Annotated in this window: 21 protein-coding genes; 12 read left to right on the top strand and 9 right to left on the bottom strand. The window is 73.4% G+C overall.

Going from position 1 to position 22,218, the window contains the following annotated elements; all coding sequences use genetic code 11:
• Nucleotides 1-5 precede the first annotated feature (5 nt).
• Nucleotides 6-887 carry an RNA polymerase sigma factor SigJ gene (sigJ, locus tag ABWI07_RS37060; protein ID WP_149257694.1) on the bottom strand — a complete coding sequence of 294 codons (882 nt, stop codon included), beginning with the start codon at nt 885-887 and terminating at the stop codon, nt 6-8.
• A gap of 102 nt (nt 888-989) precedes the next feature.
• Here sigJ and ABWI07_RS37065 point away from each other — a divergent pair, with 102 nt between their 5' ends.
• Complete coding sequence (locus ABWI07_RS37065) at nt 990-1,829, top strand: SCO6745 family protein (RefSeq protein WP_353821408.1); 840 nt, start codon at nt 990-992, stop codon at nt 1,827-1,829.
• Between the two features lie 38 nt (nt 1,830-1,867).
• Here the strand turns inward: ABWI07_RS37065 and ftsH are convergent, their stop codons facing one another.
• Nucleotides 1,868-3,937 carry an ATP-dependent zinc metalloprotease FtsH gene (gene ftsH, locus ABWI07_RS37070; RefSeq protein WP_353821409.1) on the bottom strand — a complete coding sequence of 690 codons (2,070 nt, stop codon included), beginning with the start codon at nt 3,935-3,937 and terminating at the stop codon, nt 1,868-1,870.
• Nucleotides 3,938-4,081: 144 nt separating this feature from the next.
• Nucleotides 4,082-4,861 carry a molybdate ABC transporter substrate-binding protein gene (gene modA, locus ABWI07_RS37075; RefSeq protein ID WP_149257691.1) on the bottom strand — a complete coding sequence of 260 codons (780 nt, stop codon included), beginning with the start codon at nt 4,859-4,861 and terminating at the stop codon, nt 4,082-4,084.
• 112 nt (nt 4,862-4,973) lie between these two features.
• On the opposite strand from modA, the gene ABWI07_RS37080 reads away from it, so the two are divergent.
• Both ABWI07_RS37080 and ABWI07_RS37085 read left to right on the top strand, forming a co-directional pair.
• Nucleotides 4,974-5,648 (top strand): uracil-DNA glycosylase, encoded by a 675-nt coding sequence (locus ABWI07_RS37080; protein WP_149257690.1) that lies wholly within the window; start codon nt 4,974-4,976, stop codon nt 5,646-5,648.
• Nucleotides 5,649-5,907: 259 nt separating this feature from the next.
• Nucleotides 5,908-6,918, top strand: coding sequence for a hypothetical protein (locus ABWI07_RS37085; RefSeq protein WP_353821410.1), 1,011 nt, complete (start codon nt 5,908-5,910; stop codon nt 6,916-6,918).
• Here the strand turns inward: ABWI07_RS37085 and ABWI07_RS37090 are convergent.
• The 4 genes from ABWI07_RS37090 to ABWI07_RS37105 form a co-directional block, all read right to left on the bottom strand.
• Nucleotides 6,882-7,748: a 1,4-dihydroxy-2-naphthoate polyprenyltransferase gene (locus ABWI07_RS37090; RefSeq protein ID WP_149257688.1), complete on the bottom strand. Its 867-nt coding sequence runs from the start codon at nt 7,746-7,748 to the stop codon at nt 6,882-6,884. The two genes, ABWI07_RS37085 and ABWI07_RS37090, sit on opposite strands and share 37 nt — an antisense overlap.
• A gap of 34 nt (nt 7,749-7,782) precedes the next feature.
• Nucleotides 7,783-9,432 (bottom strand): MFS transporter, encoded by a 1,650-nt coding sequence (locus ABWI07_RS37095; RefSeq protein WP_235036591.1) that lies wholly within the window; start codon nt 9,430-9,432, stop codon nt 7,783-7,785.
• A 48-nt stretch (nt 9,433-9,480) separates the two neighbouring features.
• Nucleotides 9,481-10,041, bottom strand: coding sequence for a GNAT family N-acetyltransferase (locus tag ABWI07_RS37100; protein WP_149257687.1), 561 nt, complete (start codon nt 10,039-10,041; stop codon nt 9,481-9,483).
• Nucleotides 10,042-10,111: 70 nt separating this feature from the next.
• Nucleotides 10,112-10,687, bottom strand: a complete 576-nt coding sequence (locus tag ABWI07_RS37105) for a CGNR zinc finger domain-containing protein (RefSeq protein ID WP_353821411.1) — start codon at nt 10,685-10,687, stop codon at nt 10,112-10,114.
• A 126-nt stretch (nt 10,688-10,813) separates the two neighbouring features.
• Here ABWI07_RS37105 and ABWI07_RS37110 point away from each other — a divergent pair, with 126 nt between their 5' ends.
• Complete coding sequence (locus ABWI07_RS37110) at nt 10,814-11,068, top strand: hypothetical protein (RefSeq protein WP_353821412.1); 255 nt, start codon at nt 10,814-10,816, stop codon at nt 11,066-11,068.
• The gene (locus ABWI07_RS37115; RefSeq protein WP_353821413.1) at nt 11,065-11,418 is read left to right on the top strand and encodes a VOC family protein; all 354 of its coding nucleotides are present in this window, start codon (nt 11,065-11,067) and stop codon (nt 11,416-11,418) included. Before ABWI07_RS37110 ends, ABWI07_RS37115 begins: the two co-directional genes overlap by 4 nt.
• 44 nt (nt 11,419-11,462) lie before the next feature.
• On the opposite strand, the gene ABWI07_RS37120 is transcribed toward ABWI07_RS37115, so the two are convergent.
• Nucleotides 11,463-12,860 (bottom strand): aminotransferase-like domain-containing protein, encoded by a 1,398-nt coding sequence (locus ABWI07_RS37120; protein ID WP_353821414.1) that lies wholly within the window; start codon nt 12,858-12,860, stop codon nt 11,463-11,465.
• On the opposite strand from ABWI07_RS37120, the gene ABWI07_RS37125 reads away from it, so the two are divergent.
• Nucleotides 12,859-13,836 (top strand): DMT family transporter, encoded by a 978-nt coding sequence (locus ABWI07_RS37125; RefSeq protein ID WP_353821415.1) that lies wholly within the window; start codon nt 12,859-12,861, stop codon nt 13,834-13,836. The genes ABWI07_RS37120 and ABWI07_RS37125 overlap by 2 nt on opposite strands.
• Nucleotides 13,837-13,838: 2 nt before the next feature.
• On the opposite strand, the gene ABWI07_RS37130 is transcribed toward ABWI07_RS37125, so the two are convergent.
• Complete coding sequence (locus tag ABWI07_RS37130; protein ID WP_160160852.1) at nt 13,839-14,015, bottom strand: hypothetical protein; 177 nt, start codon at nt 14,013-14,015, stop codon at nt 13,839-13,841.
• A gap of 238 nt (nt 14,016-14,253) precedes the next feature.
• Between ABWI07_RS37130 and ABWI07_RS37135 the strand changes: the two genes are divergently transcribed.
• From ABWI07_RS37135 to ABWI07_RS37160, 6 genes are all read left to right on the top strand, one after another.
• Nucleotides 14,254-15,288, top strand: a complete 1,035-nt coding sequence (locus ABWI07_RS37135) for a glycoside hydrolase family 18 protein (RefSeq protein WP_235036589.1) — start codon at nt 14,254-14,256, stop codon at nt 15,286-15,288.
• A 138-nt stretch (nt 15,289-15,426) separates the two neighbouring features.
• Nucleotides 15,427-15,648 carry a hypothetical protein gene (locus ABWI07_RS37140; RefSeq protein ID WP_149257682.1) on the top strand — a complete coding sequence of 74 codons (222 nt, stop codon included), beginning with the start codon at nt 15,427-15,429 and terminating at the stop codon, nt 15,646-15,648.
• Nucleotides 15,649-15,803: 155 nt separating this feature from the next.
• Nucleotides 15,804-16,742, top strand: coding sequence for a 4-hydroxy-tetrahydrodipicolinate synthase (dapA, locus tag ABWI07_RS37145; RefSeq protein WP_149257681.1), 939 nt, complete (start codon nt 15,804-15,806; stop codon nt 16,740-16,742).
• On the top strand, nt 16,739-18,424 hold the full coding sequence (locus tag ABWI07_RS37150) for a ribonuclease J (RefSeq protein ID WP_149257680.1): 1,686 nt from the start codon (nt 16,739-16,741) through the stop codon (nt 18,422-18,424). The genes dapA and ABWI07_RS37150 overlap by 4 nt, the downstream gene beginning before the upstream one ends.
• Nucleotides 18,425-18,547: 123 nt before the next feature.
• On the top strand, nt 18,548-21,214 hold the full coding sequence (locus tag ABWI07_RS37155) for a DNA translocase FtsK (protein WP_149257679.1): 2,667 nt from the start codon (nt 18,548-18,550) through the stop codon (nt 21,212-21,214).
• A 145-nt stretch (nt 21,215-21,359) separates the two neighbouring features.
• Complete coding sequence (locus ABWI07_RS37160; RefSeq protein ID WP_149257678.1) at nt 21,360-22,112, top strand: helix-turn-helix domain-containing protein; 753 nt, start codon at nt 21,360-21,362, stop codon at nt 22,110-22,112.
• The last annotated feature ends 106 nt before the right edge of the window (nt 22,113-22,218 follow it).

Here is a 22,218-nt window from a genome sequence, read left to right on the forward strand (position 1 = left end):
GCACGTCAGCCGGGGTAGGCGACGTCGAGGGCGGCGAGGCGGTCGGGGTCGGCGAGGATCTCGATCGCGGTGACCCTGTCGTCGGTGACCGTGAAGGCCAGCACGGACCGCGGGCGTCCGTCCTCGAACCACACGATCCCCGCGGTCCCGTTGACCAGGGCGGGCATGACCTCGCCCGGGGTCTCCCTGCGGAACATGAGGGCCCGGCCGGCGACGTTCTCGGCGCCGTCGACCCGGGTCCATCCGCCGGCCGTGGCGCCGGCGTCGGCGCGCAGCACCACGTCCGGGTGGAGGACGGCGACGAGCGCCTCGAAGTCGCCGTCGCGGGCGGCGGCGTTGAAGGCCTCGACGACCGCGCGCTGGCGGACCGGGTCGCGCTCGGGCTCCGGGGCCGTCCCGCGCACCCGGCGGCGGGCGCGGCTGGCCAGCTGGCGGGCGGCGGCCGGGGACCGTCCCACGATGGGCGCGATGTCCTCGAACGGCACCCCGAAGGTGTCGTGCAGGACGAACGCCAGCCGCTCGGCCGGAGTGAGCGACTGCAACACCACGAGGAGGGCGAGCCCGACCGAGTCGGCCACCAGCGCCTCGTACTCGGGGTCGGGGCCGTCGGCGGGCCTGATGACCGGGTCGGGGAGGCGCTCCTCCAGCGGGTCCTCCCGGCGGGACGTGCGCGAGCGCAGCATGTCGAGGCACACCCGCCCCACGACGGTGGTCAGCCAGCCGCCCAGGTTCTCGATGTCGTCCGCGTCGGACCGGTTGAGCCTGAGCCACGCCTCCTGGACGGCGTCGTCGGCCTCCGCGAGCGAGCCCAGCATCCGGTAGGCGACCGCCTTCAGATGCGTGCGGTGGCCCTCGAACCGCTCTGCCAGGAACTCGCGCTCGTCCATCACGTCCCCCTCGGTATCACTCGGTCGTAACACTGACGGACGCCGCGGCCCGGATGTGACCGGGGGTTGTGCCCGGAGAGCGGCGGGCCTAGCGTTCGGCGGGTGGAAGCGTCGTTCGCGCGGGACATGTGGAAGGTCGTCGAACCGCTGCACGCGGTGACCTACTTCGCCGAGGAGTGCCGGAAGGCCAACGGCGACGTCGGCCTCAAGGGCTTCTGGATGGGGTACTTCGGAAGCCGGGGGGCGCCGCTCGGCGCGGTGTCCGCGGGGACGATCCAGGCCACCTTCTTCGGCTTCCACCCGGCGCGGGTGCGGCGGGCCGTTCCGGACGCGTGGCGGTTCGCGTCCCCGGAGAGCATCCTCCGGGCACGGAGCGACGCGGCGGCACGCGTGCTGCGCAGGACCGTCCCCGGCATCGAGGACGTGGCGGTGAAGGCCGCACCGCTCCTGCAGGAGGTCGTGATGGCGGCGGACGCCTCCGGCCGCCCGCTGTTCGCTGCCAACCAGGACCTGCCGCTCCCAGAGGACCCCGTTGAGGCGCTCTGGCAGGCGACGACGTCCTTGCGCGAGCACCGAGGAGACGGGCACGTGGCCCTGCTCGCCGCCGAGGGGCTGAGCGGCCTGGAGGCGAACGTCCTCGTCTCTGCCATCGGCGTGGTGCCCCCGGAGCGCTTCTACGAGAGCCGCGGCTGGTCGCCCGAGGACTGGGCCGAGGCCACCGAGGAACTGACCCGACGCGGCCTCGTGGCCCAGGGAGAGGCCACCGCAGAAGGACGCGGCCTGAAGGCGCGCATCGAACAACGCACGGACGAACTGGCAGCAGTCCCCTACAACGTCCTGAGCGACCCCAAAACGCTCTACGAGTCCCTCATACCGGCCTCCAAGGCCGCAGCGACCGAGATGCCCTTCCCCAACCCGATAGGCTTTCCTAGACCCGCGTAGACCCGACGGGGACGCTCCTCAGCCCTGCCCGCCGGGGGTCAGTGGTGGGATTTTGAGAGGTCTACTTCGCGGATGGTGCGGTCGATGCCGGCGGCGGCGTAGGCGGCGGCCTCGTCGAGGGTCTCGTTCTCCAGGAGGGCGGCGGCGAGGGAGTCCAGCTTGTCGCGGTTGGCGCGGAGGGTCTCCACGGCCTCGGCGTAGCACTCGTCGACGATCCGGCGGGCCTCCAGGTCGACGGCGTCCAGGGTGCCCTGGGCGGCGTACTGGCCCATCGGGTCCGATCCGTCCGCGGGCAGGATCGACAGGGGGCCGATCTTCTGCGACATGCCCCAGCGGCCCACCATCCCGCGGGCGATCTTGGTGACCTGCTCCAGGTCGCTCTCCGAGCCGGTGGTGACCACGCCGAAGACCAGCTCCTCGGCCGCCATGCCGCCGAGCGCGCCGATGATGCGGCCGCGCAGGTAGCGCTCGTCGTAGGCGTAGCGGTCGTCGTCCGGGGTGGACACGGTGACGCCGAGCGCCCGGCCGTGCGGCACGATCGTGATCTTGCGGACGGGGTCGGCGCCCGGCTGCAGCATGCCGAGCAGGCCGTGCCCGGACTCGTGGTAGGACGTGCGGCGGCGCTCCTCGAACGGCATGACCAGGGAGCGCCGGGTGCCGAGCTGCACCTTCTCCAGCGCGCTCTGGAAGTCGTCCATGTCCACGGCGCCCTTCTCGCGCTTGACGGCGAGCAGGGCGGCCTCGTTGACCAGGTTGGCCAGCTCGGCGCCGGTCATCCCCGGCGTCATCCGCGCGATCGAGGTGAGGTCGGCGTCGGCGGCGAGCGGGACTTCGCGGGTGTGCACGCCGAGGATCGCGACGCGGCCTTCCAGGTCGGGCGGGGACACCGCGACCTGCCGGTCGAACCGGCCGGGGCGCATGAGGGCGGGGTCCAGGATGTCGGGGCGGTTCGTCGCGGCGACCACGACGACGCCCTCGGAGCCGGAGAAGCCGTCCATCTCGGTGAGGATCTGGTTGAGGGTCTGCTCGCGCTCGTCGTGCCCGCCCATGCTCGCGCCGCCGCCGCGCGCCCGCCCGATCGTGTCGATCTCGTCGATGAAGATGATCGACGGGGCGGTCTTGCGGGCCTCGGTGAACAGCTCGCGGACGCGGGCGGCGCCGACGCCGACGACCATCTCGATGAACTCCGACGCGGCCGCGGAGTAGAACGGGACGTCCGCCTCGCCGGCGACCGCGCGGGCGAGCAGCGTCTTGCCGGTGCCGGGCGCGCCGGTCAGCAGGACGCCGCGCGGGACGCGGGCGCCCATCCGGCGGTACTTGCCGGGGTCCCTGAGGAAGTCGACGACCTCGCTGAGCTCCGCCTCGACCTCGTCGATGCCGGCGACGTCGGCGAACGTGGCGCGCTTGTCGTCCGCCGCGACGGGCTTGGGGGAGCGGTTGAAGCCGCCCATGAGGCCGCCCCCGCCGGCCATGCGGCGCTGCAGCCACACCATCACGCCGATCCACAGGCCGACGAACAGCAGCGTCGGCAGCAGTGACAGCAGCAGGTTGGCGAGCAGGCCGCGGTCCTCGTTGACCGGCTTGGCCTCGACCTCGACGCCCTTCTGCACCATCTCGGTGTAGATCTTGTCGTCGGCGAACGCGGGGCGCAGCGTCTCGAACGAGGTGTAGGTCTTCTCCCCGTGCCCGGGGACGGGCTGCCTGCTCTTCAGCTGGCCCTGGATCTGGTAGCCCTTGGTGTAGACGTCCTTGACGTTCCCGGCCGCGACCTGCTGGGTGAACGCCGTGTAGGGGACCGTCACCCGCTCCTTCTGGCCGCTGAGGTGCATGGAGACGTAGCTCAGACCGAAGACGACCAGCAGCAGCGCCCAGAAGACCGCGTTGTTGCGGTTCGGCTTCCACCCGCCTCCGCGCAGGCCTGGCGCCCGGCCGTCCCGCCGGTCGGGGACGCCTTCGGCGCGCCAGGGCTGCTCGGGGTCGCGGCGGGGCGGCACCGACTGGCGCCTGCCGGGCTCGGCAGTGCCGGAGCGATGCGCGCCGGCGCTCGGCGGCGTCCCGTTCGGTCGCGGTGTCCCGTCGGGCTGTGGCGCGGGTCGCTCGTCCGGCACGTCTCGCATCTCCCCGTCCAAGGCGCCCCGCGGACCGGGGCGGTCAGGTGGTCGTACTGGGGCCCGGCGCCGCGGCGCCGTGCCCGGAACCCTGGGGGCTCCGGGGAGGTAAACGGAAGTCGGCGCCCATCCGTTCCCCGCGCGTCACTGGGGGGCGGTCGGTGTGACGAAGCCGTACTTGTTGAACAGCCGCTGCGCTCCGGGCGTGAGCAGCCACGACACGAACGCGTCCGCGGTGTCCTCGTGCTCTCCGCCGCGGACGGCGGCGGCGGGGAAGGCCGCGGTGACGTTGAGGTCCGCGGGGATGGGCACGCTGCTCGCCGCGATCCCGGCCGAGCGGAGGTCGGTGATGAAGACGAGCCCCGCGTCGGCCTCGCCGGCGCGGATCCGGTCCAGGACGGCCCGGGCGCTGGTCTCCTCGCTGGTCCACCGCACCTGGACACCGGCCCTGGCGAGGACCTGGCGGGTGTAGCGGCCGACCGGGACCGTCCCGGCGCCGACGGCCACCCGCAGGCCGGGACGCGCCAGGTCGCGCAGGTCCCGGACGCGGCGGGGGTTGCCCGGCCCGACCGCGATCGTGAGCGAGTCGTGGGCGATGACGCGGCGGCGCCCGCCGAGGTGCTCGCGCTCCTCGTCCATGCTCGCCCCGTCGGCCGTCACCAGGACGTCGGGGGGCTCGTGCTCGGCGAGGCGGTCGGCGATCTCGGGCGTCCCGCCGAAGGCGAACCGCACCCTGACGTCCGGGTTCTCCTGCTGGTAGGCCGTCCCGATCTCGCCGAGCACCTCGGTCATCGAGGAGGTCGCGAGGACGGTGAGCGTGACCCGCCCAGACGAGTCGCCGCAGCCGGCGCCGAGGGCGGGCAGGACGAGCGCGGCGAGCAGCGCGGACGCGCGGAGGCGGCGCCGACGGGGGGAATCGGGCATTTGATCTCATCCTAGGGTCGAGGGGTCCGGAGTCCCCGGATTCGGCCCTGGCGTGTCAGAGGCCCGCACTAGTGTTCCGACCAACTGGAGATCACTTCTCGGAGGCCCGACGATGTCCCTCGACCTGATGGAACTGCTGCCCGGCGACTGGCGGGAGCGGCTCGAACCGCTGCTCGACCCGATCGGCACCGCCGCGCTGGGCGCGTTCGTCGCGGGGGAGTACGCCGGGCAGACCGTCTACCCGCCGCGCGAGGACCTGTTCAACGCGTTCCGGCACTGCCCGTTCGAGGGCGCCCGGGTCCTGATCCTCGGGCAGGACCCCTACCACGGCCCCGGCCAGGCGCACGGGCTCAGCTTCAGCGTGCGCGAGGGCGTGCGCCTCCCGCCGTCGCTGCGCAACATCTACAAGGAGCTGGCGGCCGACCTCGACGTCCCGGCGCCGGTGTCGGGCGACCTGACCCGCTGGGCCGACCAGGGCGTCCTGCTGCTGAACGCGGTGCTGACCGTCCGCGGCGGCGAGGCGGGCTCGCACGCGGGCAAGGGCTGGGAGGACTTCACCGACGCCGCGATCCGCGCGCTGAACGACAAGAGCGAGCGCGTCGTGTTCGTCCTCTGGGGCGCCTACGCCCGCAAGAAGGCCCGCCTGATCACCGGCCCCCAGCACACCGTGATCGAGTCGGCGCACCCGAGCCCGCTCAGCGCCAAGAAGTTCTTCGGGACGCGCCCGTTCAGCGCCGTCAACAAGGCCCTCGTCGACGCCGGCCGCCCCGAGATCGACTGGGCCTAGCGGGCCTGTCTCGAAGCGGCCTCGGCCACGCGCGAACGCGTGACCTGCCCGGTTCTGCGAAGCCGGAGGCGAGCGGAACCGGGCTGATCGCGAAGCGATGCCGCGTTCGCCCAGGCCCGGTCACGTAGCGAGCCGCCAGGCGAGCGAAGCGGGCCGGGACTCTGAAACACGGCGGCCTCACCCGCGCGGGGGACGGGGGCGCCCGGGCTCACCCCGCGGCGGGAGGCGCGGGGCGGCCGGTCCGGTGGATCGTCGTCGCATGACCGTTTCCGTTCACCGGCCCGCCGTACGCGCGCGCGCCGCGCACGGCGGGCCCGGGCCGCTGCGCCTGGCCGTCTGCGCGGCGACGATCGCCGCGTGCGTCCCCTACCTCACCATCAAGATCGCCTGGCTGTCCGGCAGCACGGTCGGCTGGAACGACGCGTCCGCCGCCGAGGGCTCCGCGCTCTACGTGGGCAACGCGATCACCCTGGGCATGGACGCGGCGGCCGTGCTGGTGGCGCTGGCGTTCACCTTCCGCTGGGGCCGCCGCATCCCGGCGTGGCTGGTGCTGGCGCCGATCTGGATCGCGGTGGGGCTGCTCGCGCCGATCGTCCTCGCCGTCCCGCTGGGGACGCTCCTGCAGGCGCTGTTCTCGTCCGAGCCGCTGACGGGCGGTGACAACGCGCTCCAGGGCTGGGTGTACGGCATGGTCTACACCGGCTTCACCGTGCAGGGCGTCGGGCTGCTGGCGGCGTTCGTCCTGTACGCGCGCGACCGGTGGCCGCGGATCTTCGAGATCCGCACCAGGAGCGTGCCCAAGGGGCCGACCCACTCGCTGCAGGTGCTGCTGGCGCGCGGGGCGGCCGTTCCGGGCGCGGTCTTCGCGGCGGCGCAGCTCTTCTGGGCGTTCGGGGGGACGGCCGGCCTGCGCGGCCACGAACTCGCCGACCGGAACCTGGCCCAGCAGCTGGCCGACGGCGTGGAGGGCCTGCTCGGGGCCGCCTGCGTGGTCGCGCTCATCCTGATCGTCCAGCGCGCGGGCCGCCCGGCCCGGTTCGCGGTGCCGCTCGCCGTCGCCTGGGCCGGCTCAGGCGCGATGTTCGCGGCGTCCCTCTACGGGCTGCTCGTGGTGCTCGCCCAGCCCGGCTTCCTGGCCCCGGACGCCGCGTCCGCCACGGGGCTGGTCGCCCTCGCCGGGGTGCTCACCGGGCTCGTCACCGGCCTCACCGGCGCGTTCCTGCTGGCCGAGGGTCAGAGCGCCAGGCCGATGGCCAGCAGCACGCCGTAGGCGATCTGGAGCCGGCCGGTCTCGCCCAGCACCGGGATCAGGGCGGGGCCGGTCGCGCCGTTCAGGACCTTCTGCGTCGGCGGCAGCGAGAGCGGCGCCGCGAGCAGCGCGAGCAGCGCCCACGGGTGCGCGGCCCCCAGGACCAGGGCGAACATGAACGGCAGGGCGGTGCACGCCGCGTACATGATCCGGGTCCAGCGGTCGCCGAGCACGACGGCGAGGGTCCGCTTGCCCGACTCCCGGTCGGTGGGGATGTCGCGCAGGTTGTTGGCGACGAGCAGCCCACACGCCAGCAGCCCGATCGGCACGGCGGCCGCCCACGCCTCCCACGGCAGCTCCTCGATCAGGACGTAGGTCGTCCCGACGACGGCGACCAGGCCGAAGAAGACGAAGACCGAGACCTCGCCCAGCGCGCGGTAGCCGTAGGGCGTCTTGCCGCCCGTGTAGAACCAGGCCGCGAGGATCGCGAACGCGCCGACGAGCAGCAGCCACCACGTCGTGACGGCGGCCAGCACGAGCCCGGCCACGGCGGCGGCGAGGAAGCAGCCGAGCGCGGCGGCGAGCACCTGCTTGGGCGGCGCGACCTTCGATCCGACGAGCCGCAGCGGGCCGACGCGGTCCTCGTCGGTGCCGCGGATGCCGTCGCTGTAGTCGTTGGAGTAGTTCACCCCGATCTGGAGGACGAGGGCGACGACCGCGGCGAGGGCCGCGCGCCACCAGACGGGGTCGCCCGCTCCGGCGGCGGCGCCGGTGCCGACGACGACGGGTACGAGGGACGCGGGCAGGGTGCGGGGCCGGGATCCGGCGACCCATTGGGAGAGCGTGGCCACAGTTACCGCTTGTTCTCGTAGGACGACAGGGGGACTAGCGCTTCGATTCTTCCCGATGATCATCAGTGCTCGGGCGCAGCCGCAGCGCCGGCCCGAGCCCGAGCGCGAGGATCGCCGCGGTGGTCAGGGCGGCGTTCCGGGTCGCGACGGCGAGGCTGGCGTCCGCGGCGTGCGCCTCGGCGGCGAGGCCGGGGGTGGCGTGCAGCTCGCGCCCGTACGTCCCGGCGCTGCCGCGCAGGTCGTGGGCGACGGCCGCGCGCCGCTCCGGACTCAGCGACGAGCCCGCGAGCCGGTCGGTCATCGCGTGCCCGAGGCTCGTCGCGAACACCGTCCCGATCGCGGCGATGCCGAGCGCCGCGCCGACCTGCCGGGCCGTCGACTGGGTCCCGGACGCCTGGCCCGACTGCGCGGCCGGGACGTCCGCCAGCGACACGTTGGCCAGCTGCGCCGAGGTCAGCCCGAGGCCCAGCCCGTACAGCAGCATCCACGGCGCGAGGCCGAGCCCGCCCGTCGTCGCGGAGACCGTGAGGGCCAGCGCGACGACCGCGGCCACCTCCAGCACCATGCCGATCTGCACGACGCGGTGGGCACCGCGCCGGTTCGCGAGCCTGCCCGCGTACCCGCCGGACAGGAACGCGCCGACGGCGAGCGGCAGGATCGCCAGGCTGATCTGCAGCGGGTTGGTGCCGTGCACGCCAAGCAGGAAAAGCGGCAGAACGAACAGCAACCCGAGCTCGCCGACGCTGATCAGTGCGGAGGCCAGGTTGCCGCGCCGGAAGTTCGGGACGCGGAACAGCGCGAGGTCGAGCATCACCGGCCGCCCGGACGCCGCCCGGGCCCGCTCCACCAGGACCAGCGCCGCGATCAGCACGACGCCGAACGCCAGCACCGCCGGGACGGGCGACAGGGCGGACTCCGGCCAGTCGAACCCGGCGGCGGAGAACGGGCGCGTCGGGGCCCACCAGCCGTACGTCTGCCCCTCGATGATCCCCCACACCAGCGCGCCGAGGCCGAGGGCGGCGAGCGCGCCGCCCGCCCAGTCGATCTCGTGCCGCGCGCCGCCCGGCGCGGGCGAGCGCGTCTCGGGCAGGAACCGCAGCGCCCCGGCGATCAGGGCGGCGCCGAGCGGCAGGTTGATCCCGAACGCCCACCGCCAGCCGCCGCCGGTGGCGAGCGCGCCGCCGGCGAGCGGCCCGAGCGCGGCCATGCCGCTGATCATCGAGCCCCAGACGCCGAAGGCGACGGCCCGGTCCCGCCCGGTGAACACCGCGTTCAGCGTGGACAGCGTCGCGGGCATGACCATGGAGGCGCCGACGCCCTGCAGCGCCCGCGCGCCGATGAGGGCCGAGCCGCCGGGGGCCAGCACGGCGCCGAGGCTCGCCGCCGCGAACACCGCCACCCCGAGCACGAACATGCGGCGGCGCCCGACCAGGTCGCCCGCCCGCCCGAACGGGATGAGCAGCGCGGCGAACACCAGCGAGTAGACCGAGGTCGCCCATTCGGCGTCGGACGTCGACAGGCCGAGGTCGGACACGATCCGGGGCAGCAGCACCCCCATGATCGTGGCGTCCACCACGACCAGCGAGACGCCGAGGCTCAGCACGACCAGGCCGAGCCGGCGATGCCGGCCGGAGGGCGCCGGCGCGGAGGCACGAGGCGGCGTCAGGGAGGTGGACTCGGGCACGACCTCAAAGATATGGCCGGGGCGCCGGTGCGTCTCACCGGCCCCTCGCTAGGAGCCCGCCTCGTCCGGCGCGGTGCTGATGTCGGTGTGCAGCCGGATCTGCCGGACGGGCTCGCCCATGTCGAGCGTGCGGGCCGTCCCGTCGGGGGCCCACCCGGCCGAGCCGAGGAACGTCCGGGTGGCCTCGTCGCCTTCGAACACCCAGGAGACGAGGGTGTCGAAGCCGTCCTCGCGGAGCAGGTCCACGGTGGCGGCGAGCAGCCGGCTGCCGTGCCCGGCGCGGGTGTGCGGCGGGTCGACCAGCAGGGTGATCAGCTCGGCGGCGCCTGCGGGGTCGAGGTCGGCGTCCTCGGCAGGGCCGTGCGCGGCGAACCCAACGACCAGGTCGGACGCCACCGCGACCAGCAGCCGGTGCCGGGGGCTCGGCGGCGCCGTCGCCGCCTCGGCCCACTTCTCCCGCCACCGCTCCAGAGCGGCGTCGCTGGTCACCTGGCTCAGGACGTCCGCCGGAAGCAGGTCGCCGTACCCGTGCCGCCACGCCCGCACCTGGACGGCGGCGACGGCGGCCGCGTCCGCGCGCCGCGCGGGCCGCACCCCCACATCCGCCATGCCGTCCCACGTCCTCTCGCCGGGATCCGCGCCCTCCGCCGGGCTCGCGGTCCACCCTAGCGAGCGCCGGCTACCCGGGAGCGCGCCGCCGTGCCCGGTAGGCGCGGGTCTTGGCGCGGTTGCCGCAGACCTTCATCGAGCACCAGGTGCGCGAGCGGTTCTTGGAGGTGTCGAGGAACGCCCAGCGGCAGTCGTCGACCTGGCAGGTCTTCAGCCGCGGCCAGGTCCCGGCCGCGACCGAGTCCATGATCGCGGCGGCGATCCGGGCGAGCCCGCCGGCGGCGGTGCCGGGCGGGTCGATCGGGACGAGCGCGGGACGCGGGCCGGTGAGGACGACGCGCAGTGGCAGGGCGGCGAGGGCGTCCTCGAGTTCGTCCGGAAGGTCGGCGTCCTGCGTCCCGTGGTGGGCGGCCATGGCCTCGCGCAGGCCCTCACGAAGGGCGACGGCGGTGCCGAGGTCGGCCTCGGCGGCGACGGTGCCGCCGGGGACGAGCCCGCGCCCGGCCAGCCATCCGGCGAGCCCGGCGGGCGTCGCGATGTCGTCGGCGGCGGATTCGACGTCGAGGGTGTTGACGAAGTCGATCAGCAGCGCCGCGGGGTCGCTCGGCGGCGCCGCGGGCTCGTCGCCCGTGTGAGTGCCGGCCATTGCGTCCTCCCGCTCGTCCACGGAGAACTCTACCAAGTGGCGACACCGGCATAAAGCTTTTACTGGTTGCGCGGACCGGGACACCGGCATTACGGTTTAGATGGTGTCAACGAACGAGGGGACGACATGAACGAGCTGCCGTACTTCGGGGTGCTCGCGATGCGCCATGCCTGGGCCGACCGCGAGTACGCCCGCCTGCACGCCGACATCGTCGAGGCGCGGCTCGTCGCCCGCGCCCGGGCGGAGGAGCGCGCCGCGCGGCGGCGGGCCCGGGTCCTCGGCATGGTCGGCGGGCTGCACCGGGCGCGCCGCACGCCGCCCGGCCCGTACTGCGCCCGCGCCGCGGCGCACTCCGCGCCTACGGCGGGAGGCGCGCGATGATCCCGAAGGTGGGCAACCTCGTCATCGACTGCGTCGACCTGGACGCCATGGCCGCCTTCTGGGGCGGCCTCCTCGGCATGAAGACGACGGCGGCGAGCGGCGACTGGCTCGACCTGGAGCCGCTCGGGACCGGCGGGCCGATCCTGTCGTTCCAGCGCGTCCCCGAGGGCAAGAAGACCAAGAACCGGCTCCACCTGGACCTCGACGTCCCGGACATCCGCCTCGCCGGCGAGCGGGCCGCGAGCCTCGGTGCGACCCCGGCCGCCGGGCCCATGGGGAACCCCGCGAACCCGTTCCAGGTCTGGCGCGACCCCGAGGGCAACGAGTTCTGCTTCTGCACCGCCTCCTGACCGACACCCGCCCGTAGGGGCCGACGCGGCACGGCCGGGGCGGTTCAGGAGTGCAGGACGGCGGCTAGGCGGCGCACGCCCTCGGCCAGTTCCGCCTCAGAGGCCGCCGTGCCGTAGCTGATCCGCAGGTGGGGAGCGGGCGCCTCGGCGGGGAAGAACGGCCGGCCCGCGCTGACCAGGACGCCGGCGCGCAGCGCGGCCTCGGCCAGTGCGGTGTCGTCCACGCCGTCCGGCAGCCGGGCCCACAGGTGCAGCCCGCCCGCCGGGCGGTTCGCCCGCAGTTCCGGCAGGTCGCGGGCGAACGCGGTGAGGAGGGCGTCCCGGCGCGACCGCAGGGCGGCCCGGACGGTGCGCAGGTGCCGCGGCCAGCCCGGCGAGCTGACCAGTTCGAGCAGCGTCTCCTGCAGCGGCCTGGCGGGGAAGAACTCCTCGACGAGTTGTGTCGCGCGGATCCGCTCGGCGACCGGGCCCCGGGCGATCACCGCGGCCACCCGCAGGCTGGGCGCGGTCGCCTTGGTGAGCGAGGCGATGTGGACGACCCGGCCGTCGGCGTCCTGCGCGATCAGCGGCGGCGGGGGCGGCGGCGCGTCGATGCCGAGGTACCGCGCGAAGTCGTCCTCCACCACGAACGCGCCCGCCGTGCGCGCCGCGGCGAGGACCCGCTCGCGCCGCTCGGCGGCCAGCACCGTGCCGGTCGGGTTGTGGAAGGCGGGCTGGGTGTAGAAGGCGCGTGCCCCGCTCATCGCGAACGCCTCGGCGAGCAGGTCGGGACGGACGCCGTCCGCGTCCACCGGCACGGGCACCGGATGCAGCCCGCTCGCCCGCGCAACCGCGAGGACGCCGAGGTACGTGGGCGACTCGACCAGCAGCGGGGCGCCCGGCGGGAGCAGCGCGCGCAGCACGGTCGTCAGCGACTGCTGGCCGCCGCTCGTGATCAGCACGTCGGCGGGGGAGACGCCGCCGCCGACCGTGCGGGCGAACCAGGCGCACAGTTCCGGCACGCCGCCGAGCCGCGGCATCTCCCACGCGTCCGGCCGGCGGGCCGCCCGCGCCGCCGCCGTGGCGAGCGCCCGCACCGGCTGGAGCGTCGGATGCAGGTAGCCGCCGCTGAGCGCGGCCGTGCCGTCCGGCGCCGGGGTGAGCAGCCACGACACCCCCGACGCGTCCACCGACCGGTCTCCGAGCGTCACCGCCTGCCAGTCGTGGTCGGGCGGTTCACAGGCGGCCTCGGGCCGCGGTGCGGCGAACGCCCCGCTGCCCGGCCGCGTCACGACGAGGCCCTCGGCGGCCAGGAGGCCGAGCGCCCGCGACACCGTGACCGGGCTGACGCGGTGCCGGTCGACCAGCGCCCGGCTCGACGGGAGGCGCTCCCCGGGGCTCATCCGGAGGAGCTCCGCGCGCAGCCTGCCGGCCAGCGCCGCCACGCTGCTATCGTCTTTCATGAGGACACAAGATAGCGCTACTGCCCCCCGGGCGATAGCGGCCGGAACTTCGGGGGCTGGGCTGGGGCTCGCTGCCCTTGGCGTCCTGACCTTCTCATTCACCATTCCGACCACGGTCCTCGGGCTCGAAGGGCTCGACCCGTACGTCATCGGCATCGGCCGTTCCGCCGCCGCGGGCGTCCTCGCCGTCATCGCACTGCTATCGGTCCGGGCGCGCCCGCCGCGCCGCGGGCAGTGGGCGAGCCTGGCGGTCGTCGCCGCCGGAGTGGTCTTCGGGTTCCCGCTGTTCTCCACCCTCGCGCTGGACCACGGCGCCTCCGCCGCCCACTCGGCCGTCGTCGTCGGGCTGCTGCCCGCCGCCACCGCCGTGCTCGGGGTCCTGCGCGCGGGAGAGCGCCCGTCCCGCGTCTTCTGGCTGGCGAGCGCGGCCGGCGCGGCCTGCGTCACCGGCTTCGCCCTGGTCCGCGGGGCGGGCCGCGTCACGCCCGCCGACCTGCTGCTGTTCACCGCCCTCCTCACCTGCGCCGCCGGCTACGCGGAAGGCGCGCGCCTGGCCCGCGACATGCCGGGCTGGCGCGTCATCTCCTGGGCGCTCGTGCTGGCGGTCCCCGTCACCGTCCCGGTCACCGGGTGGCTGCTCGCCACGACCCGTCCCGGCTGGACGGCCCACGCCGTGCTCGGCTTCGGCTACGTGTCCGTCTTCTCCGCCTACCTGGGCTTCTTCGCCTGGTACGAGGGCCTGGCGCGGGCAGGGATCGCCCGCGCCAGCCAGATCCAGCTCACCCAGCCCATGCTCACGCTGCTCTGGTCGGGTGTGCTCCTCGGCGAGCGGATCGACGCCACGACCGCGCTGGCGGCCGTGGCCGTGCTGGTCTGCGTGGCCCTCACCCAGCGCGCCCGGATCCGGCGCACCCTGCCCGATCTCGCGCAGGAGCGCGCGGTCGGCATGCCCGCCGGGCACGCCCGGCACGGGTGAGGTCAGTCCTTGACGATCTGGGCCAGGAGCGTGACGACCGCCACGCCCACCCCGATCGGGATCGCCAGATCCGGGGCGGCGGCGGCGAGCGCGGCGGCGCCGACCGCCGCGAGGACGATCACGAGGGCCCGCGTACTGATCAGGGGGCGGGGCTCGCCCTGCCTCGGTGGGACTCGCATGCCGGTTGACCTCCATCCGCGTGGACGGTAAGGGCCGAGCGGCTCCCCATCGTGACCAACGGGCCGACACCACGAGCCGCCTCGTGAATACAAGGTTCCCCCGTTGTCAACCGCTGCCGCGCGCGGCGCGCGAACACGTCCCAACCATGATCATTTTATGGCCGGACCGTGGGGCGCGGCTGGGGCGCCGCTGGGACGGCGGCGCGCTCGCGCCCGGCTCATCCGCCATGATTGCGCGATGCGGGTTTTGGGGCGGGTCGGACGGATTCTGGGGTGGGCGGCGGCCTACGTGCTCGGCCTGGCCGCGCTCGTGCTCGCCGGGGCCTGGGTGTGGTGGCAGCCCGAGCCCCTGGCGCGCGGCACCGAGGCCAACGCCCTGTGGGCGCGGCACCAGTGGGTGGGGGAGCCCCACAGCGACGCCGAGTACCAGGCGCTCGGAAAGCTCCTGGCGGAGAACCGCATCACCGACGTCTTCTTTCATACGGGGCCGTTCGAGGCGGACGGCACCGTGCCGGAGAGCAAGTACCGCTACGCGCGGCAACTCATCGCCGCCATGCGAAAGTACGCGCCGGGCGTCCGCGCGCAGGCGTACCTGGGGCAGATCCGGATGGTGGACGGCAAGGGCGTCATCGACCTGGACGACCCCGCCGTGCGCGCCCAGGTGGTCAGGACGGACGCGACCCTCCTCGACCTCGGGTTCGACGGCATCCACTACGACTTCGAGCCGATCTACCCCGACGACCGCGCCTTCCTCGCGCTCATGGACGCCACCCGCGAGCTGACCCGGGCGAAGGGGAGGCTGCTGTCGGTGGCGCTGGAGCAGCCGACTCTCCTGGACGCCGTCCAGCCCGTCTACAAGGCCCTCATCCCGCGCACGGGGAAGATCCACTATCCGCCGCGTCCGACGGAGGACTTCCTGCGCGCCGTCGCCGACCGCGCCGACCAGGTCGCGATCATGACCTACGACGTGGCGCTGCCGACGCGCGCCCTCGCCGGGTGGCACTTCGCCCGGCACACCCGCAGGACGCTGGAGCTCATCGGCGACCGGACCACGGTCTTCATGGGCGTCCCCACCTACCGGCCCCTCGCGGAGTGGGCGGAGGACCTGTCCGTCGCGCTGCGCGGCGTCCGGCGGGGGATCGACGACCTGGAGCGGCCGCCCAGGCGCCCGTACGGGGTGGGCGTGTACGCCGACTGGACCACGAACCCGTCCGAATGGTCACGTTACCGCGCAACCTGGCTACCCCGGGCGACAGGAAGTTTTGGCGGCTGAGAAACCCGCGCCGTCACGTTCCGAAACGCCGGTATCCCCAGGTAAAAAGGGGTGGATATCCGTACATCCACGGGGGTAGTGGAGGGTGCGGAAGGTCAAGCTTCGACTGGCGGATGCCAAAGGAAGTGGAGACGGCCGATGGGCACTCAGCAGTCCGCGCGGTACGACGCCGACCGGATCGGCGAACTGGCGGCCGAGTTCGCCGACTGGCGGATCGGCAGGGGCGGGTCCGGCCAATGGTGGGCGGTCCGGGGGAACGACCTCGTGCGCACCTCCGACGTCGAGGAGCTGCGTGTCCGACTCCATGAGATGACCGATGGGTCACGTTATCCAACCGAGTCCGGGACGTGGCCGGACTGACCCCGTAACGCGGCTTTTGCGTGCCACGATGTGCGTTGTGGGAGCCGCCGCCACGCGTACCCCCGAGCGTGTGGCGGCGGCTTCCTTCCGTTTTCGCTCGTTCTGCTTCGACCTGCGGGTCCAAGTGGATGGGCCGGAACGGTACCGTTCGTTGCATGGCACCCAGCACATCCACTGGCGCTCCGTTCGGACGGATGCTGACCGCCATGGTCACCCCGTTCCTGCCCGACGGCGGCGTCGACTACGACGGCGCCGCGCGCCTCGCGACCCACCTGGTCGATGAGCGGCGCCATGACGGCCTCGTCGTCAACGGGACGACGGGCGAGTCGCCCACGACGAGCGACGAAGAGAAGAGCACGCTCCTTCGCGCGGTCATCGAGGCGGTCGGCGACCGCGCGGTGATCGTCGCCGGTGCCGGGACCAACCACACCGAGCACAGCCTGAAACTCGCGCGGCAGGCCGAGGCGGCGGGCGCGCACGGCCTGCTCGTGGTCACGCCGTACTACAACAAGCCCCCGCAGGAGGGCCTCGTCCGCCACTTCACGGCGGTGGCCGACGCGACGGGGCTGCCCAACATGCTGTACGACATCCCGGGGCGCGCCGGGGTGCCGATCCAGAACGACACGCTCGTGCAGCTCGCCGAGCACCCGCGGATCGTCGCCGTCAAGGACGCCAAGGGCGACCTGTTCGGCGCCTCCAGGGTGATGGCCGAGACCGACCTCGTCTGGTACTCCGGTGACGACAACCTCAACCTGCCGTGGCTGTCGGTCGGGGCGGCGGGGTTCGTCAGCGTGGTCGGCCACGTGGTCGGGACCGAGCTCCATGAGATGATCGACGCCTATCTGGCCGGCGAGCACGGCCGGGCGCTGGAGATCCACCGGCGGCTGCTGCCCGTGGTCGCCGCCATCATGACCCGTACGCAGGGCGCCATCGCCGTCAAGGCAGCGCTGAACCTGCTCGGCCTCCCCGGAGGCGGCCCGCTCCGCGCGCCGCTGGTGGAGGCCTCGCCGGAGTTCGCGGCGCGCCTGCGAGAAGACCTCACGATAGGGGGAGTCAAAGTGCCGGAGGTCGTCATCCCGGAGGTCGCCCGGTGAGCCATCCTCACCCGGATCTCTCGGAACCGCCCGCACCGCCCAAGGGGGGCCTGCGGATCGTCGCGCTGGGCGGGCTCGGGGAGATCGGCCGCAACATGACGGTGTTCGAGTACGGCGGCCGCCTGCTCATCGTCGACTGCGGCGTGCTCTTCCCCGAGACCGAGCAGCCCGGCGTCGACCTGATACTGCCCGACTTCGAGTACATCAGGGACCGGCTCGACGACATCGAGGCCGTCGTCGTCACGCACGGCCACGAGGACCACATCGGCGCCGTCCCGTACCTGCTGCGCGAGCGCCGCGACATCCCGCTGGTCGGCTCGCGGCTGTCGCTGGCGCTGCTGGAGGCCAAGCTCACCGAGCACCGCATCAAACCCGTGACCGACGTGGTCGCGGAGGGGGAGCGCCGCTCGTTCGGGCCGTTCGACTGCGAGTTCCTCGCCGTCAACCACTCCATCCCGGACGCCCTCGCCGTCGCCGTGCGCACGCCCGCCGGGCTCGTCCTGCACACCGGCGACTTCAAGATGGACCAGCTCCCGCTGGACGGCCGGCTCACCGACCTGCCCGGGTTCGCCCGGCTCGGCGCCGAGGGCATCGACCTGCTGATGTCGGACTCGACGAACGCCGAGGTGCCCGGCTTCGTCACCAGCGAGCGCAACATCGGGCCGGTCGTGGACGAGGTGTTCCGCACCGCGCAGGGGCGGCTCATCGTCGCCTGCTTCGCCTCGCACATCCACCGCGTCCAGCAGGTCCTGGACGCGGCCGTCGCCAACGGCCGCAAGGTCTGCTTCGTCGGGCGGTCCATGGTCCGCAACATGGGCGTCGCGCGCGAACTCGGGTACCTGAACGTCCCCGAGGACATCATGGTCGAGCAGAAGGTGATCGACGACATCCCCGGCGACCGGCTCGTGCTGGTGTGCACCGGGTCGCAGGGCGAGCCGATGTCGGCGCTGTCGCGGATGGCCAACCGCGACCACTCGATCCGCATCACCGAGCGCGACACCGTGATGCTGGCGTCGTCGCTGATCCCGGGCAACGAGAACGCGGTCAACCGCGTCATCAACGGCCTCACCCGGTGGGGCGCCCGCATCGTCCACAAGGGCAACGCGCTCGTGCACGTGTCCGGGCACGCCTCGGCGGGCGAGCTGCTGTACGTGCTCAACATGACGAAGCCGGCGAACTTCATGCCGATCCACGGCGAGTGGCGGCACCTGCGCGCCCACGCCAAGCTCGCCGCGCTCACCGGCGTGCCGGACGAGGGCATCGTCATCGCCGAGGACGGCGTCGTCGTCGACCTCGTCGACGGCCAGGCCAAGATCGTCGGTGCGGTCCCCGCCGGGTACGTGTACGTGGACGGCCTGTCGGTCGGCGAGGTCACCGAGACCTCCCTGAAGGACCGGCGCATCCTCGGCGAGGAGGGGTTCGTCTCCATCGTCATCGGCGTCGACTCCAGTTCCGGCAAGCTCGTCGCCGGGCCCGAGGTGCACGCCCGCGGCGCCGGCATCGTCAACGAGGACTTCGACGAGGTCATCGCGCGGATCGAGGACGTGCTGCGGGACGCGGCCGGCGACGGCGTGAACGACGTGCACCAGCTCAACCAGCTGATCCGGCGCACCGTCGGCAAGTGGGTGAGCGAGAACTACCGCCGCCGCCCGATGATCATCCCGGTGGTCGTCGAGGTCTAGCGGCGCCGCCGTCCGGACGGCCGCGGACCGGTCCCCGACCGGGGCCGGCGACCGCGGCCGTCCGCTCGACACGCCCGCCCGCCATCCCGGGAACCGGGAGGGTCCTTGGTTACTCTCATAACCATGGCCACACGTGCGTCTGGAGGCGCGAAAGCCTCCTCGCGTGCGGGGGGCACGGCGGCTCGCAAGCCCGCAGGTTCGTCCCCCCGGAAGCGACCGAGCGGCAACCCCAAGGGGAGCGGCGGCTCCAGGGGGGGCCGCGGCTCCGGCCGCGGGCGCCCTCCCCAGAAGCCCGACCCGTTCTCGCAGGCGGTGCTCGGGTTCTTCAAGCTCCTGTTCAGGCTGTACCTGCTCGCCGCGGTGACGGTCGGATCGGTGTTCCGCGCGTACGGGAACGGCGCCCGCAACCTCGACCCCGAGCACCGCCGCGACGGCCTCGGCCTCGCGCTGCTCGGCTCGTCCATCGTGCTGGCCTCCGTGACCTGGTTCCGGCCCGACGGCGTCGTCACCATCGCGCTGGAGAAGGTCGCGCGCGGCGGGCTCGGCATCCTGGCGATGGCGCTGCCCGTGCTGCTGGCGCTGCTGGCGTGGCGGACGCTGCGCCACCCCGAGCACCACGAGGACACCGGCCGCGTCGTCATCGGCATCACCGCGCTCGGCGTCGGCGTCCTGGGCATCCTGCACATCGCCGCGGGCGTCCCGTCCCCCGCGAAGGACATGGACGGCGTGCGCGGGTCCGGCGGCGTGGTCGGCTGGCTGGTGTCGGCCCCGCTGGACGCGGCGCTGAGCGGATGGGTGGCCGTCCCGCTGCTGCTGCTCCTGTCCGGGTTCGGGCTGCTGGTCGTCACCGCGACGCCGATCGCGAAGGTCCCCGAGCGGGTCGCCGACCTGTGGGCGATGGCGACGCTGCAGAACCGTCCCGAACGCCCCGCCGCCGAGGAGGCCGAGGGCGAGAGCGCGCCGAAGAAGCGGCGCCGCAAGAGCAAGTCCGAGGACGGCGACGAGCTGGAGGTCGGCGAGCACTCACGGCCGTACGACACGCCGCTGCTGGAGGACGCGCCGAAGAAGGCCGACCGGCCCCGCCGCGACCTCGCCGACGAGCTGTTCGAGCCCGACCCGTTCGGCGGGCAGGTCCCGCCCCCTGCCCCGGCCCCCGACGACGAGCCGATGGACGAGCACGTCGCCGGCGCGTCCATGGTCGACGATCCGATGGCCGCCGACCCCGTGTCCGCCGATCCGGCGACCGAGGCCGACCATCCCGAGGTCCGCGACCCGACGCCCGCCCCGCGCCGGACCGAGCAGCTGCCGCTGTCGTCGTCCGGCGAGATCTACGTGCTGCCCGACCCGTCGGCGCTGCGGCCCGGCAGCGTGTCCAAGCCGCGCACGAAGGCCAACGACACGGTGGTGAACGCGCTCACCGGCGTGCTGGAGCAGTTCGACATCGACGCGCAGGTCACCGGGTTCACCCGCGGCCCGACGATCACCCGGTACGAGATCGAGCTCGGCCCGGCGGTGAAGGTCGAGAAGGTCACCGCGCTGACCAAGAACATCGCCTACGCGGTGAAGAGCGCCGACGTGCGCATCATCTCCCCGATCCCCGGCAAGTCCGCGATCGGCGTGGAGATCCCCAACACCGACAAGGACATCGTCAGCCTCGGCGACGTGCTGCGCTCGCCCGCCGCGACCAACGAGCACCATCCGATGATCGTCGGGCTCGGCAAGGACGTCGAGGGCCGCACGGTCGTGGCGAACCTGGCGAAGATGCCGCACATCCTGATCGCGGGCGCCACCGGGGCCGGCAAGTCGACGTGCATCAACGGCCTGATCACCTCGATCCTGATGCGCGCCACCCCCGACGAGGTGCGGATGATCCTGGTCGACCCCAAGCGGGTCGAGCTGACGATGTACCAGGGCATCCCGCACCTGATCACCCCGATCATCACCAACCCCAAGAAGGCCGCCGAGGCCCTGGACTGGGTCGTCGGGGAGATGGACCGCCGCTACGACGACCTGGCCGCGTCGGGGTACCGGCACATCGACGACTTCAACAAGGCGGTGAAGGCGGGCAAGCTCACCGCGCCGCCCGGCAGCGAGCGCGTCTACACCCCGTACCCGTACATGCTGGTGATCGTGGACGAGCTGGCCGACCTGATGATGGTCGCGCCGCGCGACGTGGAGGACTCGGTCGTCCGCATCACCCAGCTGGCCCGCGCCGCCGGGATCCACCTCGTCCTGGCGACGCAGCGCCCGTCGGTCGACGTCGTCACCGGGCTCATCAAGGCCAACGTGCCGTCGCGGCTGGCGTTCGCGACCTCGTCGCTGTCCGACAGCCGCGTCATCCTCGACCAGCCGGGCGCGGAGAAGCTCGTCGGGCAGGGCGACGCGCTGTTCCTGCCGATGGGCGCGAGCAAGCCCATGCGCATCCAGAACGCCTACGTGTCGGAGAAGGAGATCCACGGCGTCGTCGACCACTGCAAGGGGCAGATGGAGGCGAGCTACCGGGAGGACGTCGCCGCGGCCGGCGCGCCGAAGAAGGAGATCGACGAGGAGATCGGCGACGACATGGACCTGCTCGTCCAGGCCATCGAGCTGGTCGTGTCCACCCAGTTCGGGTCGACGTCGATGCTGCAGCGCAAGCTGCGCGTCGGGTTCGCCAAGGCCGGGCGGCTGATGGACCTCATGGAGAGCCGCGACATCGTCGGACCCAGCGAGGGCTCCAAGGCGCGGGACGTGCTGGCCAAGCCGGATGATCTCCCCGGGGTGCTCGCGGAACTGCGCGGCGGCGGCTGAGCGCGCGCTGCCGGGGCATTGCGGAATGATGCGAAATCTTGCCCTGTTTCGAACGTGTTGGCTGTCGCCGAACGGGCACGCCCGTTCCTAGACTGGTTTCACAGTCGTGCGTGATCGGCCACGAGCTCCTCAGAGGAGGCCCGGCGTGAGCATCGGTGAGACCTTGGCGGAGGAGCGTCAGCGGGCCGGTCTCTCGGTGACACAGGTGAGCCTCCAGACGCGGATACGCGAGACGGTCGTCCGCAGCATGGAGGCCGACGACTTCTCCGCATGCGGGGGCAACTTCTACGCCCGCGGCCACATCCGCAGCATCTCGCGCGTGATCGGCATCGATCCGGAACCGCTCGTCGCCGAGTTCGACGCCGCGCACGGCGGCGCCCCGCAGCCGGTCTCGGCGGTGTCGGCGTTCGAGCCGGAGCAGCCGGTCGCGTTCCGCGAGCGCCGGTCGCCGAACTGGAGCGCCGCCATGGCGCTCGCCCTCGCGCTCGTGGTGATCTACGGCATCGTGCAGGTGGTCGGGCACGGTGGCGGCGAGCGGCGCACCGCGCGGCAGGTCGCCGGGACGCCCGCGCCGCGCACCCCGTCCGCCGCCCCGACCGCGCCGCCGACGAGCAGCTCCCCGGTCGCCGAGGCGCCGCGCACCAAGGTCGAGGTGCGGGTCGAGGCGAAGCGGACCACGTGGCTGAACGTCCAGGGCGACAAGGGCAAGACGCTGTTCAGCGGGATGCTCCGCCAGGGCGACCAGAAGGACTTCACCGCCAAGAAGAAGGTCCGGCTGGTGGTCGGCATCGGCGGCAGCGTCAACCTGACCGTCAATGGCAAGGACCTCGGATCGCCCGGCAAGGGCAAGGGCGTCCAGCGGCTGACCTTCGACCGCAACGACCCCGAGTCCGCCTGATCCGGCCCCGGGGGCTCCGGGGCGGGCGCGTCGGGCGGGACGACTTCCCACGCCGATGCCGCGGGCCGATGGTCCGCTCCGGCGCGGGCGCCCATTACCTTAGGGG

The organism is Actinomadura sp. NPDC000600 (genome assembly GCF_040492135.1).
Lineage (GTDB): Bacteria > Actinomycetota > Actinomycetes > Streptosporangiales > Streptosporangiaceae > Spirillospora.